Annotated in this window: 10 protein-coding genes and 1 pseudogene; 4 read left to right on the top strand and 7 right to left on the bottom strand. The window is 31.5% G+C overall.

Annotation, left to right across the window (positions count from 1 at the left end; all coding sequences use genetic code 11):
- Positions 1 to 277: pseudogene (locus H527_RS0120565) on the top strand (IS4 family transposase); the annotation flags it as partial.
- Between the two features lie 190 nt (positions 278 to 467).
- On the top strand, positions 468 to 1,199 hold the full coding sequence (locus tag H527_RS0120560; protein ID WP_027414380.1) for a LytR/AlgR family response regulator transcription factor: 732 nt from the start codon (positions 468 to 470) through the stop codon (positions 1,197 to 1,199).
- A 166-nt stretch (positions 1,200 to 1,365) separates the two neighbouring features.
- Here the strand turns inward: H527_RS0120560 and H527_RS0120555 are convergent, their stop codons facing one another.
- The 7 genes from H527_RS0120555 to H527_RS0120525 form a co-directional block, all read right to left on the bottom strand.
- Positions 1,366 to 1,755, bottom strand: coding sequence for a hypothetical protein (locus H527_RS0120555; protein WP_027414379.1), 390 nt, complete (start codon positions 1,753 to 1,755; stop codon positions 1,366 to 1,368).
- A 148-nt stretch (positions 1,756 to 1,903) separates the two neighbouring features.
- Entirely contained in the window at positions 1,904 to 4,498 is a 2,595-nt protein-coding gene (locus H527_RS0120550) for a glycosyl hydrolase family 18 protein (protein WP_027414378.1), read from the bottom strand.
- 106 nt (positions 4,499 to 4,604) lie between these two features.
- The gene (locus H527_RS23395) at positions 4,605 to 7,271 is read right to left on the bottom strand and encodes a glycoside hydrolase family 19 protein (RefSeq protein WP_051316893.1); all 2,667 of its coding nucleotides are present in this window, start codon (positions 7,269 to 7,271) and stop codon (positions 4,605 to 4,607) included.
- Between the two features lie 273 nt (positions 7,272 to 7,544).
- Positions 7,545 to 8,636 carry an acyltransferase family protein gene (locus H527_RS0120540; protein ID WP_035089348.1) on the bottom strand — a complete coding sequence of 364 codons (1,092 nt, stop codon included), beginning with the start codon at positions 8,634 to 8,636 and terminating at the stop codon, positions 7,545 to 7,547.
- A gap of 4 nt (positions 8,637 to 8,640) precedes the next feature.
- Positions 8,641 to 10,476 (bottom strand): sodium:solute symporter family protein, encoded by a 1,836-nt coding sequence (locus H527_RS0120535; RefSeq protein WP_035089345.1) that lies wholly within the window; start codon positions 10,474 to 10,476, stop codon positions 8,641 to 8,643.
- A gap of 5 nt (positions 10,477 to 10,481) precedes the next feature.
- Positions 10,482 to 11,210 carry a LytR/AlgR family response regulator transcription factor gene (locus tag H527_RS0120530; RefSeq protein ID WP_027414375.1) on the bottom strand — a complete coding sequence of 243 codons (729 nt, stop codon included), beginning with the start codon at positions 11,208 to 11,210 and terminating at the stop codon, positions 10,482 to 10,484.
- Entirely contained in the window at positions 11,207 to 11,959 is a 753-nt protein-coding gene (locus H527_RS0120525) for a sensor histidine kinase (RefSeq protein ID WP_248601264.1), read from the bottom strand. Before H527_RS0120525 ends, H527_RS0120530 begins: the two co-directional genes overlap by 4 nt.
- A 517-nt stretch (positions 11,960 to 12,476) precedes the next feature.
- Here H527_RS0120525 and H527_RS0120520 point away from each other — a divergent pair.
- Positions 12,477 to 15,560, top strand: a complete 3,084-nt coding sequence (locus H527_RS0120520; protein WP_027414373.1) for a SusC/RagA family TonB-linked outer membrane protein — start codon at positions 12,477 to 12,479, stop codon at positions 15,558 to 15,560.
- Positions 15,561 to 15,564: 4 nt separating this feature from the next.
- Positions 15,565 to 17,145, top strand: a complete 1,581-nt coding sequence (locus H527_RS0120515) for a RagB/SusD family nutrient uptake outer membrane protein (protein ID WP_027414372.1) — start codon at positions 15,565 to 15,567, stop codon at positions 17,143 to 17,145.
- Positions 17,146 to 17,178: the final 33 nt, after the last annotated feature.

Here is a 17,178-nt window from a genome sequence, read left to right as displayed (position 1 = left end):
AATATTTTTTAGAGATATAAAGCAACAACTACATATTAAATCTTTTATCGGAACTACCCAAAATGCCGTGATGATACAAATTTGGACTGCTCTGATCACAATTCTTATCTTAAAAGCGTTAAAAACACAAGCAAAACATCCTTGGTACTTGTCTAATTTAGTAGCCTTCATAAGACTTAACCTTTTTGTAAAGGTTAACCTCCATAAATGGCTCGACAATCCGTTTCAGAAAAAGCAACCTCCGCCAAATCAATATATACAAGGGGTTCTTTTTTGAATATTTACTTAAATATAGCGATAGGTATGTAAAATGGCTAAAATTTTTATGATACAAATTTATTTAGGACAGGATTGAAAAAAGACAATAAAAAAGAATAAATAAGGTTAGACTTACTAACAAAAACCTACATATTAATAGCATGTAGTGATCCTAATCCATTCTTGCTATATTTTTAAATTGCTATGTAATGAAAATAAAATGTTTATTAGTTGATGACGATCTTTTATCTATTCAAATTTTAAAAAAACACTTAGATTATTTTGATGATTTTGAAATTATTTCTATTTGCAATAATGCAGTAGACGCTTTTGATTTTATTCACAAAAACACTGTTGATTTAGTTTTTGTAGATATTTGCATGCCTATTCTTAATGGTATTGATTTTATAAAAGGTTTACATGCATCTCCTCCTATGGTTATTATAATTTCTTCTTGTAAAGATTATGCTGTAGAAGGTTTTGAACTAGGTGTATTAGATTATTTAGTAAAGCCAGTTTATATAAAACGATTAGTGAAATCCCTACATAAAGTATCTAGGATGTTTAATATTTCTAAAAACACAATGAATATTTCGGAAAGTCAAACAGAACCCGAAGACCATATTTTTATAAAAGTGAATAAGAAAATGATCAAAATCTACTATGACGATATTCTTTATATTGAGAGTCTAAAAGATTATGTTATTGTAAAAACAAAATATGGAGATTATGTGACTCACTATAATCTAGCTGCAATAACTAAATTATTACCTAGCTATCTTTTTATACGAATTCACCGATCTTACACCATCGCTATCCATAAAGTAGAAGCTATAAATAAAAATAATATTGAGATAAATGGCAATTTAATTCCTATGGGAAGAAACTATATTAAAGAAGCTAAGGATATTATTATAAATGGCGTAACCTCTATATTCTAATTTAAAAACAAAAAGATCTGGGAAATCCCAGATCTTTTCTTAAAACAAATAATCACAGTGGTAGATTATTCTAAACATAACAAACAAATTAGTTGGTGTATCTTCTGATTCCATATCTCGTTATCAGATCTTCATTTTTATTATTCAATAAATCAAACATCCTTTCTTATATAAAAAATGCTTCTGTTGATAGAGAGTTCTTGAATAGATACTTTATATCAACTTTCTTCATACTACTAGAGACTGTAATATATAAAGGTGCATTAGTTACAAAATCATTAAAGTCTGTTAATTCATTTAAAACTAGATTTAATCCTGAGAGGGATATAGGTTTACCCAAAACTTCATAATCCTCTGACCATGAATATTGAATAAATTCATTGGAACCAATTGGTTGTAAATTAACATTATTAGTCGAACCAAAATCTTTACTTAGATTAACTTCTATTATATTACTACTAGAGGAATCAAAATTTTCAATGCGCTGTAATTCAGATGAAGTTACAATAAGTAATAGCATTATAGCTAATCCTAAATAATTGACGATTGTTTTCATTATTTTGATTTTAAAAAATTAAACATTACTTAATTTTGGGTCGTTTATTAGTTTTTTTATATAACTAAATTAAAATCGCTAACTAAATTTTTTACTTCAAGACCCCCTCCTCGTATCCTGAAGCAAAAATTTAGTTGCGATTTGATTATTAAATTTTGATTATTTTCTTGGTATGTACTTTGTTATCTATGATTATTTTATAGATATATATTCCTTTATTTAAACCAGACACGTCTTGATTAACCGTATTAACTCCACTATCTATTAGTCTATCTAAAGATAGATTTTGAAGTTTTTTACCTGAAAAATCATATAATTCTACTGTCATCGTTGCTGGCTCAGAAGCTTTTATCTTAAGTTCAATCTGATCTTTTGCTACTGTAGAAATTATTACTGAACTATTTGATGTTGTACAATCAGATAAGTAACCCCATGCCGAAGAAGTATCAGGAGTTTCTCCTTTAATCCACCATTTAGCACTATATATTTTGTTTTGGTACGTTGCTTTATCCCCTGCATTATATGCTATAGAAACAGACCATAAAGGTGCAGTACAAGTACTTCCATTACCTCCACCGTTACAATCTCTTACAAACTGCCAAACATCACTACTTCCTGGAGTTTCGTTTTGAGTCCACCATTTATTACGATAAACTGCTCCTTGATAACTCACTTCTGTAGCAGAAGAATAGGTTTGTGTTGAATCCCATTGAGGTATTCCTTCACAACCTCCTCCGGTTTTTTCGACCACAGTAAACGATATTAATTCTTCTGAAACTAATCCCTGATTATCCTTTGCAACGATATTTAGAGTAACAGTTCCAAATGTTTGTGGTAGCCAATCTGTAGTATACACATTGGTATTAGCTACTATTGTCGGAGTAACACTTACATTATTAATAATGAACTCTACAGAATTTACTTGTACATCATCTGTTATAGTAGCCTTAATATTTATAGGGGCTAAAACAGGTAATTCTATAGTTCCTTGTGGTACTACTTGAGTAATCACCGGAGCTGTATTAGCTCCCTTTTCTTTTATAGTAAAAGAAATTAATTGCTCTGATGTATCATTTTTATTATCTGTAGCAGATGCTATAATAATTACCTGTCCAAAAGTATTAGGTAAGAAATTAGCAGTATAGTAGTCTCCATTCTTAGTTGCTACAATCTCTGTATTATTATGTTTAAAAACAAATGAAGTTACTGTACCATCACTATCTGTCGCTTTTGCTTTTAAAGCAACGTTAGCAAACGTTGTCATTTCAATTATCTGATTATTAGTAGGGGTTTCCCAAGTAATCACAGGGGTACTATTTATAGGGGTACCGTTTCCAGCAGCTACATTTACAGCTTTCAGAATACTAGAAGACTCGTTGTAATCGGTATCTTGAGTAAGCTCCCATAATATCAATCCTTGATGTCCATACTGCTTAGAATATTTTATTTTTTCTCCTGCTAATTTTGGAGTATTATAATAAATTTTCTTTCCGTTTTCTCCTATAAATCCTCTTAGTTTTTTAGGGTCTTTAGCATCATAACTTGTAGCTGCATTAGGAAAATCTTTTACAATATCTTTATAAGGTACAAATTTAGCTCCGTTACCTCCATTAGGTTTTTTTTCAGAAAAATCGTATCCATACACTGGTAATCCAAAAACTAATTTTGATTTTGGCACTTTAAAACCACCTGAGTGATTCCAAGCTGGAGGAGCAAACCCCATCCAATACTCTAATGCATCTTGCGCAGAATAAATAGGATTATCTGCTGTCTGCCCTGTATAAGTTCCTTGTTCTACCTTATATAAAGAAGAATGTGGCCCTTCTGGAGATTTATCCCAAGATCCTGTGAAATCATAAGACATAAGCCCTATCCAATCCATATAATCTGCAATACCATCATCATAATTATTACCATACCATGAGGTTCCAAAAACAGCTGCTGTTATTAATTTATTAGGAAGTTTTGCTCTTAATTTTTTACTTAATTTGGTTAAACCTATTCCTGCTGGGTGAGGACCTTGATCGCTATCTCCCCATTTACTTCCTCTTACTCTTCCTCCTTGATCTGATGTTCCGCTAATAGCAGGATCAGCCCACCAGCATTCCATATCCAAATCAATACCATCCAAATTGTTTTGAATAACATAATTAGCAATTAAAGTAGCCACTTGTTCTAATTTAGCATCATCATTATGATATTTGTCCATTAACCATATAAACGCATAATCGGTAGCTCCACCAAGAGCAACTGCTACTTTTACTCCTTTAGCCCTAGCCTTTTGAAGAACTCCTAAATCATTAAGAACAGAATCTACTTTTCTAGCCTGAAATTCATCAAAAGATATAGAAGCAAAATCTGTACTGTTATAATCATTGTTATTCTGTTTAAACATTAAAAAAGAAATGTTTAAGTTAGTTACCACCTCTGGCTTGAACTTATTTTTGATATCATAATCCGCCACCCATGTAGGCAAATACCCTATAATTCTTTGTTTTCCTGAATAATCAGGCCCTAATCCACCATCACCACAAGGGCCTATTAACTGCCATGAACCCGCTCCTGGAGCATCACTGGTATAATATTTACAACGATAATTAATACCGTTGACAGAAACTTCTTGTCCTTGTGTATAAGGAACTTGGCTTACATCCCAAGCTGGAGAACAGGCTGGAAAATTATATTGTGCCTGTGTCAACAGTGCACAAAAAAGCATACTAAAAAAGATATAAATTTTTTTCATGATTTGTGTAATTAATTATTTTTTTGATTTTATAAAACTACCTATCTAGAGTAGTCTAATTATATTATTTTAAGACTACCCTATATAAGTTTTAAAAGAGGATTATTTATTTTTTTAGAATTTTTTCATGATAAATAGTATTATCTATCTGAATTTTGAATATATAAAGTCCGTTTTTAAGATGAGATACATCTTGAGAAAATAACTTTTCAGTATTTTTTTGTAATTCACTAAAAGTTTGTGAATACAATAATTTGCCTGAAAAATCATATAAACCGATTCCTATCCAAGATCTGTTTTTCGTATTTATTGTAATATTTACAATATCTTTTGTTACTGTAGGAAACACAGAATAATCTTTTGTTTTTATATCTGAAATACTTTTGCTACAAACTCCTGTTTTTGTCCAAGCCATTTGCCAGTAGGACCCTGTTCCTGGAGCATATGCCCATGTAGCTGCAGAAGAACACCATCCTGGTATATCGCAGCTAAATTTTCCTCCTTCATTTACAACCTCATCATTTAATCCATAAGAGGTACCTGCTACGTATTGTTGTACACTTGTACAGTTACCGTTGCCTCCACCACTAGTTACAGTAATTAGAACTGCGGCAGATATAGATATTGCTCCTTTGTCATCTGTTGCTTTAGCTGTTAAAGAATAATCCCCTGTAATAGTATTTGTAATAGTATAACTATATGGACTAGAATTGTTTTCTCCTATTTTATTACCATTACTAAAAAACTCTACTTTAGTAATCGTACCATCACTATCTGAAGCTTTTGCAGTTATATTTACAGGACTACCTGCTTCAAAGGAGGTATTGTTGCTAGGTGAGGTAATCGAAACTGTTGGAGGTATATTATTCCCCCCAGTTATTTTCTCTTTTACAGTAAAAGAAATAGATTTTTCTGAAGTTTTATTATCATTATCTGTAGCCGATGCTATTATGGTTACTTGACCAAACTGTGTTGGAGTAAAACTAGCAGAATAACTATCCCCTGAAGAGGTAGCTACAATATCTGTATTATTATAAATAAACTTAAAAGACTGCACTGTACCATCTGCATCTGTAGCTCGTGCACTTAACGAAATTGGAGTAAGTTCAATTTGTTCAATAACCTGAGTATTAGATGGAGAATTCCATGAAATCACAGGAGAGCTACCTACTACAGCCTCACAATCCTTAACTAATTCCCATACACCATCGATCCCTGGGATATTACTACTAGCTGCATACCATTTATTTTTATAAACTTTATTTTTGTGTTTTACAAAAGTATCTTTGTGTTGATATATTCTTGTTTCTTTCCAGTCCGCAACTTCTTGACAGTCTAGATTTATACCATCCCAAATAACTACTTTAATAGATGAAGTCGCTGTAGTTCCATTTTCAAATTTCGCATTAGTTGTTAGAACATGACTCGCATAACTAGATGGGGTCCAACTGAATGATACTCCATTAAAAGTTTGATTATCCACAGAAGTAGTTATACTAACTAATTTTGTGTCTTTTTCATCTATATTTAAAGAAACAGAAACAGAAGAGAGCGTTTGTTGCTTAATTAACTCATCATTTTTTGGAGAAGTAAACGTAATTTTAGGTTTCTGAGCACATGGTTCTGCGGTTAAATCAGCAGAGTCTCCTCCATATTTAGCCATATCCTTACAACCACAGTCAGACAGATCGTTAACTCCATCCATATCTGTTCCTATTTGATAAATACTAGTAAATCTTTGATAGTACCCTATTCTATCTAATACCTGAGGTTTCTCTGTTCCTTGTCCACATTCTACCCCTCCGTTAATAATATTTACAGTCATACCAAGTCCAGGAACTCTATTTTTTGTTTTATCAAGATCATTTGGCATCCATTTGTTTACCATAACATTATGAGCTGATGGTTTTGGATATTGTGGTGTCATCCAGAACCATATTGCTGTTTGAAAAGCTAAAGCAGCATCTTCGATTACTTTTTCTGGATTATCTAATAATATTTGTTTATCTCCAAATATAAATTCACTAGCAGGTCCATAATTATAATTATAAGATAATTGTATTGGTCCTCTTCCTTTATAAGATTTACCTGCTGTTGGAGGATAGTTTGTATCTGGATAGGCATAAGAAGCATTTGTAGGTTCTTCACGAAAATGTAATCCCCATGAAAATTGTCCACCAGGAGCAGTTGACCACCCTCCTGTGGTTTCATGAGAAATATTTGCAAAAAAAGCGGTAATTTCTCTTTTCCTTGTTTCTAAATTTCCTTCTTCTAAAAAAGCACCATAATCTACTTCTTCTGTTATAATTTCTTTTTCTGCATTTCTGGGCGCATCAAAATCCACATCAGTTCTAAGAAGTTTTGATACCCCAGTAGTCTTATCAATACGAGTAACTCGATATGCATTAGTACCACATCTTCTATCAAAAATTACTTTAATTTTACTCATTCGATTAATAGCTTCTACAAAAGAATCAAATGTGTAAAAGTCATCTTTTGGATCTAGTTCCCATCCATTTCCAGTATTTTTAGCACCAAAACGATAAGGAAACAAAGTATTCCATAAATCTTTATTTATTAAGTCACTAACCTGTATAGGAGGTACTACTTCAGTAGATTTATAAGTATGTAAAGAAGTGTTTGCTTTTGAATGTATTTTATAAGAATTAGAGAAACTTAAATTAACAGCTAGTAATAACGCCGAAAATATAAGTAGCCATGATTTCTTACATAAACCCAAATAGGTTTTTGGAGTAAAGAGTTTGTGTTTCATCGTTAAGACAATTTTGTGTAAAGAAATAGTTAGTTTCTTATGTGTTATTTTATTTAAAGATATAAAGTACTGTATTTAAGTATCTTTAAAGAAATAAAATATACGAATAACACTTTTTAACGTACAAAAAACCATTTAAGCAGGAATAAACGAAAACTAAAATTTCTATTTTTAATTTTTACTATGAAGATAATTCTACTCGAAAATATCCAATATAAGTAAGAGAGATTATTAAAAATTAAATATTCTATTTATTGATATGTAATTAAATTTTTAAACTTTAATAAATATTTTTCTCTTATACAAAAAGTAAGCAAGAAGGATATAAAAACCAACAACAATCAACGCATAAAAAAGAGAAGATAGTGGCATAGCAATTCCTTTGTAAACAAAAAAAGTTTCGAACAAAAATTGATGTATTGAAGTCTGAGAGTTTATTTTAATTAAATACAAGGATCGGGCAAATACCATGGATAAAAAATAAATAACAATCGCATTAGCTCCTACGTACTTAAATAGGTTTCCAAAGTCATATTCCCTATCATCCATTAGATAATGAAATATTACTAAAAATAATGTTGCATAACCAGATGTAACTAATACAAAACTACTACTCCACAATGCTTTATTTATAGGAAAAAACACATCCCATACATACCCTGTAACAAGTAAACACATACTTATTATCGTTAGTAAAATAAGTTTTTGTTTTATTTTACTCACTAAAATTTCACCAACAAAAACCCCTATTAATACCGTTACTATTGATGGTAAAGTACTGAGTATCCCTTCTGGATCATAATCAGGTTGCCATATATTTCCTTTTAGTAATAAAAAATCAACATAGTTAGCCCAATTATTAACCCCTCTGTCTAATGTTGGGAGGTTTCCATTTGGTAAAGGAATATATGCTAGCCATATCCAATACCCCAATAATATAAAAAAAGAAATATAAAGAAGTTGCTTTTTATGAAGGTTTAGATATAATATCGAAACTATGCAGAAAACAATTCCTATGCGTTGTAAAACCCCTGGAATACGCATAGATTCTATTTTAATAAAAGGGAAATACGGTAAAAAAACATTAAGAAACAATCCTAGTAGAATTAATTTAAAACTACGAATAAAGATCTTTCTATATACAGAAGCGTTTGCTTTTCCTTTTTTATTCTTATACACAAAAGAGATAGATATCCCAACGATGAATAAAAAGAATGGAAATACAAAATCCGCCAACGTGAGACCATTCCAATCGGCATGTAATAACAGCGAATACACATGGTTCCAATCCCCAGGTGTATTCACTAATATCATTAATACTACTGTAAAGCCTCTTAAAAAATCGACTGACTGTACTCTCTTCATTATTCTATGAAACTAATTTTTTACCAAGTGATCTCCAAACCCTGATTAATAAAAAACCAGAGACTGTTGCGATAAGTCCGGTAATACTTGCCTTTGTATAATCTCCATAAAGTAAATTACCCACTGTAAATAAACAACTATATACTAAGACACATCCTAACAACATCGCCAAAATTCCAGAGGGCACTGTCCATTTTCCTTTATCTCTAATTATCTCAACTCCATCTGCATTAGCTTCATCTACAACTTTTTTCCATCCTGGTCCACCAGGTTGTATATTTTCATAAAAAGAACGTAGAGTTTCTTTTGGCTCTGGCTTTGTTAAATATGTAGCTACTATCCAAACAATTGATGTTACAATTACCATAGAAATAAATCTAAACCAAGAAGGAAAGACACCTGATGTTACTACTCCAGAATCGTCTACATATCCAAACAAAACATCTCCTAGTGGCGTAAAAGTAAGAACCAAAGGGATAAGCATAGCAGAAAACATTACAGATATTTCACTCCATGCATTTATACGCCACCAAAACCAACGTAATATATATACTAAACCTGTTCCTGCTCCGAACATAAGAATAATATCAAAAAGCTGTTTTGCATTGGTTAAAAAAAGTGCAAAAACTGCACTTGTTACCATAAGAACAACTGTAGTGATTCGCCCAACATTTACCAATTCTTTTTCACTTGCATCTTTTTTAATTTGTTGCTTGTAAAAATCATTTACTACATAAGATGACCCCCAATTAAGGTGTGTAGATAAAGTTGACATATATGCTGCTCCTAGCGATGCTAAAACGAGTCCTAATAAACCTGCAGGAAGCATTGTTAACATTGCAGAATATGCTAAATCATGCCCTAATTTACTAGATTCTATATTCGGAAACGCTTCTTGAATACTTGCTATATCTGGATATATTACTAAAGATGCTAATGCTACTAATATCCATGGCCATGGACGTAATGCATAATGCATAATATTAAAAAAGAATGTTGCTCCAATTGCATGATTTTCATTTTTAGCCGCAAGCATACGTTGCGCAATATATCCCCCGCCACCAGGCTCTGCCCCAGGGTACCATGAACTCCACCATTGTACAGCTAATGGTATAATTAGAACCCCTATTAATGCTTCGGTATTAGAAAAATCCGGAAAAAAAGAAAGCTTATCAGATACATTTGGATGTGTAACTAAGTTACTTAAACCTCCTACTTCTGGAAGATTAACTAAATAATAAGCAGCTCCTACTGCTCCTATAATAGCAACAAAAAAAAGTACAAAATCTGTATAGATAACTCCTCTAAAACCACCTACAGAACTAAAGAAAGTAGTTACTAACCCTCCTATCAAAACAGTTTGTACTGGCGTGAGTCCTAACATTATTTGACCAATCTTAATTGCAGCAAGATTTACAGCAGCCATTGCTATTATATTGAATACTACTCCAAGATATATAGATCTAAAACCTCTTAAAAAACTTGCTGGTTTCCCACTATATCTCAATGTATAAAACTCCATATCTGTAGTAACATTGGATTTACGCCATAACTTAGCATATACAAATACAGTTAAAAGCCCTGTTAATAAAAAAGCCCACCAAACCCAGTTACCAGCAACACCATCTTGCCTCACAATATCTGTTACTAAATTTGGTGTATCGGTAGAAAATGTTGTAGCAACCATAGAAAAACCAAGTAACCACCATGGCATATTACGTCCGGACAAAAAATACTCTGACGTATTTTTTCCAGACCGTTTTGAAACCACAATACCAATAATTAATGTGGTTAGAAAAAAGGAAGCTATTATTATGTAATCCAATGTTGTTAGAATCATTATTTTTATTTTAATAAGTTTGATTTATTTTTTAGTATTCGTTGTTTGGCATGAGCAGCATAATTCCTTCCTATAGGAATTCTTTTTTCTCCTACTTCTACCAAGTTCCCTTCTATAGATTTAACTTTATCTATTGCTATGGTATAGGATTTATGGATTCTTATAAAATTTTCTGATGGAAGCTCTTCACTTATACTAGTCAAAGATTTGTGTGATAGAAATGTACCTTCTAGAGTACTTACCCTAATATAATCTTTCAAGCTTTCTATAAAAAGAATATCGCTGAGAAGGATTTTTACTAATTTCTTATCTACTTTAAGAAAAACGTGAGCAGGTTGCTGTATTACATCAACAGATAGCTCCTGTTTTTTTATAGAAATAAGCCTTGCTGTTAATTTATTGATAGATTTCAAAAACCTATTAAAAGAAATAGGTTTTACCAGATAATCAAGAACTTCTAATTCATAGCTTTCTAACGCATACTCTTTATATGCACTAGTAATTATAGCTTGAGGATAATCTTTCAGGCTTTTTAAAAACTCTAACCCATTCATTCTTGGAAGATTTATGTCTAAAAACACAACATCTATATCTCCTTGTTCTAATATAGATAAAGCTTCAATTGGGTCTTTAAAGGTATCTACTACTTGAATGTTTTTAAACTCTTGTAAAAAAGACTCTATAACTTCAACTGCCAGGGGTTCATCATCAATTATGATACATTTAATATTCATGATAGAGGAATTTTAAGTAAAACCGAATATTCATTATTTTTTTGTGTTATGTTAAGTGTGAAATTTTTAGGGTAGAGAATCTGTAATCTTCTTTTTACATTTTTTATTCCTATACCATGTGTTTTTATTGATTGATATTCTTCTTCGTAATTATTTTTAGAAATAAATATTAATTCATTTTGTTTTTTTTCAAAAGAAATTGATAATTCCATTTGATCTGCATTCTTTAATCCATGTTTAAAAGCATTTTCTATAAACGGCAAAAATAACATAGGAACTACTTTTACACCATCTATATTGCCATTTATATCTATAATAGAGGTAACTCTATCGCCATACCTCATTTTTTCAAGTTCAATGTAATTATCAATATGATCAATTTCTTGTAAAAGCGGAAGTTTCTTCTTACTTGTATCATAAATAACATACCTCATAAAATTGGATAATTTTAACACCATATAAGGAGCTAGATCAGATTTTTTTATGGTAAGTGCATATAAACCATTAAGAGTGTTAAAAAAGAAATGTGGTTGTATCTGTGCTTTTAAATATTTTAACTCTGTTTTATATTGTAATTCGCTTAAATATCTATTTTTATTTTGTACAACTAAAAAATCTACAGTAAATTTTATTGCAGAAGTCAATCCCACTACATACAGTTCTCCTATTGCTACTGCTATTATATGATTAAACCCAAAAGGAGCTAATCTACCTTCTACCTCAGGCCAAATATCTTCTGTTACTAACAAAAAATTCAAACTTGACCTTAATATATAATGCATTCCTAAACTCATGCATAAAAAAAAGACGTAATACACATATCTTTTTTTAAATATAAATTTAGGTACCAGATAATATATATTAAAGTATACCAAAATAATATGCAAAGGAAATTCTACCAAATTGGATTTTAATGAATATAAATAATCATTAAAATAACTTCCCCATCGAATAACATTAAATAAAAAATAAAAAATCCAAAAATATAAGTGATGTTTTCGTTTAATAGTTCTTTGCACTTTCTTGTCCCCTTTCTGAAAAATGATTAAATAATACTGATCAAAATTACTTTTTTAACAAAAATTTTTGAAAAATGTAAGACTATTTGTAGAGAAAAACAAAAAAAATAAAGATATCAATTTTTCAAAAAACCGTTATCTATAAATGCATGTCGATTATTACAAAAACCATGTCGTTTGTCTAAAAAAAATTTTGTTAAAAATTTAAAATACTACTTTGACTCATTCAAAAAAACTACATTTTAATATGAAACAAAAAATTTTAACTCTAATCACTTTATTATTTTTTTCTTATCTGAGTTTTGGGCAGGGAACCCAAATCACAGGTAATGTCAAAGGGGCTTCAGATAATATACCATTACCTGGAGTAAACATTATAGTAAAAGGAACAACAAATGGAGTACAAACGGATTTTGATGGAAATTATGCAATTAATGCATCTCTAGGAGATGTAATTGTATACTCTTATCTAGGAATGGTTAGTAAAGAAGTAACTGTAGGTAGTAATACCATAATCAACGTACTATTAGATGCTGATACTGAGCAATTAGACGATGTTATTGTAACTGCTTTAGGAATTTCAAAAGCAAAAAAAACTCTTACCTATGCTGCACAAGAATTAGGAGGAGAAGAACTAAACAAAATAAAACAAACGAACCCTATTAATAGTTTATCTGGTAAAGTATCAGGGCTTACCGTTTCAAGAAGTTCATCAGGGCTTGGAGGAGCTACAAAAGTAGTTTTAAGAGGTAGTTCTTCTACAACTAACAATGACCCGTTATATGTAATTGATGGTGTCCCTATGCTAAATAATGGTAATGGGCAAAATGGAGAAACATCTGGAACTAATGTATTTGGTAGTCAGACAGGAAACAGAGATGGTGGAGATGCTTTATCTCTAATTAATCCTGATGATATTGAAAGTATGACTATACTTAAAGGTGCTTCCGCTGCTGCACTATATGGTAGTCAAGGAGCAAATGGAGTGATTTTAATCAGTACAAAAAAAGGTAAAGAAGGCCAACTAACGGTTAATTACAATTCAAGTATAACTATTGATAATGTTATATCTTTACCTAAATTACAAACAGAATACCAATCTGCCTCTGTGGGTCAACCCATAGCAATAAATGGTAGAGTAGCTGATGCAAAATCATGGGGATCAAAAACCAGTGGTTTATCTAATACTGTGGATGATTTTTTTGAAACAGGACATACTTCTATACAATCTTTATCATTATCCGCAGGTAATCAAAAAGCTCAGACATATTTTTCATATGCTAACACAGTTGCTGGTGGGGTAATGCCAAATAACAAAATGGTAAGAAATAATATAACACTTAGAGAAACTGCTAAATTTTTAAATGATAAAATTAGTGTCTCTGGAAGTATTACTTTATCTGATCAAAGGATTTGGAACAGGCCAACCAATGGACTATATTCTAACCCTTTAACTGGGCTATATTTAAACCCCGTAGGTATTGATTTAAATACTTATAAAAATAAATTTGAATATTTTAATGCAAATTTGAATATGATGGATCAATTTGCATCATCATTTGATGAAAATATTCAACAAAACCCATACTGGTTAATTAACAGAAACTTAAGGAAAGATATTGCCCAAAGGGTTCTTGCTAACGTAAGCATAAAGTATCAAATTACTGACGATTTCTCTTTACAATCTAGAGGAAGTTTTGATAAGTCATTTTTTACTTTTGATCAGAGAATATATGGAGGGAGTGATCCAACTTTTGCTTCTGCAACAGGAAGATATATTTTAGAAAAAACTGAAAACACTCAACAATACATTGATCTAATTGCTACATACAATAAACAACTATCAGAAGATTTTACATTTACAGGAATTTTAGGTACAAGTTTAACAAAATATGCAACAGGAGATCAAATTTTATTAGATTCTGGAAAAAACCCAGGTTTAAAATACCCTAATGTATTTACTATTGCCAATTTTTCAGACACTAATAATATTCAACAAAAGATTTCTAACAGAGAAGTACAATCTGTATTTGGATCTATGAATATAGGATTTAAAAACATGTTGTTTTTGGATGTAACTGGAAGATCTGATTGGTCATCAACATTGGCATTTACCGACACTAATGCTTTCTTTTATCCCTCTGTTGGATTAACAGGTGTTATTTCAGAAATGGTTGAATTTCCTGAGTTTATTTCTTTTGGAAAAATAAGAACATCATATGCTATTGTTGGTAAAGACATCCCTGCGTATGCTTCAAATCAATTAGAACCAATTGAACTAGGAACAGGAAATGCTAGTGTCCCAAGATTTGGTGTTATAGAAGGCGAAACTCTTAAACCTGAAGAACAAAAATCTTTTGAAATTGGTACAGAGTGGAGATTTTTACAAAATAGATTAGGTTTTGATTTTACCTATTACAGTACAACTACTTCCAACCAAATATTCTTTATCGCTGCAGAACCAAATATTACTGGGTTAACTCAAAATATTGTTAATGCAGGTGAAATATTGAATAAAGGAATTGAACTTACTTTGAATGCAAAACCAATTGTAACAGAAAACTTTAAATGGAATACTTCGATAAACTTTGCTACCAATGAAAATAAGGTCATATCTGTTCATCCATCCCTTAACAATGGTGAAGCAATACTAACAGCTTCTGGAGTTAATGGTTATGCATACTCGTTGATAGAAGGCGAAGATTTTGGTAGTATTAGAGCCAGTTCTTTGATAAGAAACGAAAATGGAACACCAATAGTTACAGCAGATGATTTAACATTACAAACTACAGGAAAAGAAAATACTGTTGCACATGCACAACCAGACTATACATTAGGATGGAATAATACTTTTGATTACAAAGATTTCTCATTAAACATTTTGATTGATGCCAAAGTAGGAGGAGATGTTTTAAGTGTTACAGAAGCGATTAATGACAAATATGGAGTTTCTCAAGCTTCAGCTGATGCTAGAAATACTAACGGAGGTATGATTGATGTTGTAGACACCAACGGTAATGCTACACAGATTTCTGCTCAAGCATATTACAATGCGGTCGGAGGAAGAGATGGTATACTAGGAGAGTATGTATATAGTGCAACTAACATTAATGTAAGAGAAGTATCTTTAGGCTATAATCTTAATTTTAAAAATAGTTTTATCGAAAATGTCAAACTATCTCTAATTGCAAACAACCTTTTCTTTATATATAAAGACGCTCCATTTGACCCAAATATCGCATCAAGTACTGGTATTGGTTTACAAGGTGTAGATATTTATGGACAACCCTCTACTAGAAGTATTGGATTAAACATTAATGTAAAATTCTAAGAAAATGAACAAAATTTTAAAATATATTATAGTTTCCATCATAATTGTGAGCTACACAGGGTGTACAGATGACTTTGAGAACATTAATACAGACCCTAATTCTATACCAGAAAGAAGCTTAGAACAAATGAATAATGATATTGGTGCACCTTTTACTCCAATGTTTTTAAACGTTATAAATATTACCCCTGCATGGAATTATCAATTACAACAAGGAGTAATAGGCGATGTATATTCTGGATACATGACACCACCAACTCCATTTGCAGGAAATATTAATAACATGACCTATTCTTTAATAGATGGTTGGAATGAATTTCCTTGGAACAACGCATATAACAATGTAATGCCTTTTGCTTTAAAAATTAAAACAATTGTTAATGAAAGAAGTAACCCTCCTACTGAATTTATTCATTTAGCAAATATTATTAAAGTTTCTGCTATGCACCGTGTTACTGATATTTACGGACCCATCAGATACACTAAATTTGATGACTTTGCAACTACAGGAGAATATGATTCTCAAGAATTAGTTTATAATACATTTTTTAATGATCTAAAAATAGCTATAGACGGCTTAAAAGACCTTGAAACTTCTCAACTCTTTGCTCCTTTTGATCTATCAGCTTTTGGAGGAGACATTACTAAATGGAGAAAATATGCAAATTCTTTACGACTTCGTTTAGCAATGCGTGTAGTAAAAGTAGATCCTACATTAGCAAAAACTCAGGGTGAATTAGCCTTAGCTAGTGACGCTGGGTTCTTAGAATCAAACTCTGATGATATGAAAATTGACGGTGGTTTCCCGAATCCAATCCTAGAAATTAGTAGTTCATGGGGAGATATTCGTATGAGTGCTGAAATGGAATCCATTTTAGAAGGGTATAACGATGGTCGTAAAGAAAGATATTTCAAACCAGCAACAGATGAGGATTTAGCTGGAGCATATAAAGGAATTAGAATGGGTATTGATATTACTGCAAAAACACAATATGGGGAATATTCTGGTGTTGGAAAAGTGGTAGAGAAAGGAACCGTACAGTGGATGAGTGCTTCAGAAGTTTGGTTTTTAAGAGCAGAAGCTGCTCTAAGAGGCTGGGCTGGGGCTGGCGATGCTAAAACTCATTATGAAACGGGTATAAAAACTTCGTTCTCGCAACATAATGTTGATGGTTCAGCTACCTACTTAGCAGATAACACAAGTACTCCTAAGGATTTTGTTGATGTTTTAAATCCTGCCAATAATATTGCATACCCAAGTGATGTTAAAATTGCTTATAACAATGCAGGAACAAACGAAGAGCAATTAGAACAAATCATCACACAAAAATGGATAGCTATGTTCCCAGAAGGTCAAGAAGCATGGAGTGAATTTAGAAGGACAGGGTATCCAAGAATTTTTCCAGTTGTAATTAACAATAGCGGTGGGAAAATTGATACTGATATACAAATTAGAAGAATCGATTTTATTCTTGGTGAAAGAAATACAAATACTGCTAATGTTGAGCAAGCAAGAACACTTCTTGGAGGACCAGATAACGGAGGAACACGCTTATGGTGGGATATCGCTGGTGGAAATTTTTAAAAATTTGAATTAGCCACAAATAAATTAGAATAG

Origin of the sequence: Aquimarina muelleri DSM 19832 (assembly GCF_000430665.1) — a bacterium.
Classification (GTDB): domain Bacteria; phylum Bacteroidota; class Bacteroidia; order Flavobacteriales; family Flavobacteriaceae; genus Aquimarina; species Aquimarina muelleri.
The sequence above is the reverse complement of the archived record's forward strand: the minus strand, read 5'-3'. Positions and strand labels throughout refer to the sequence as shown.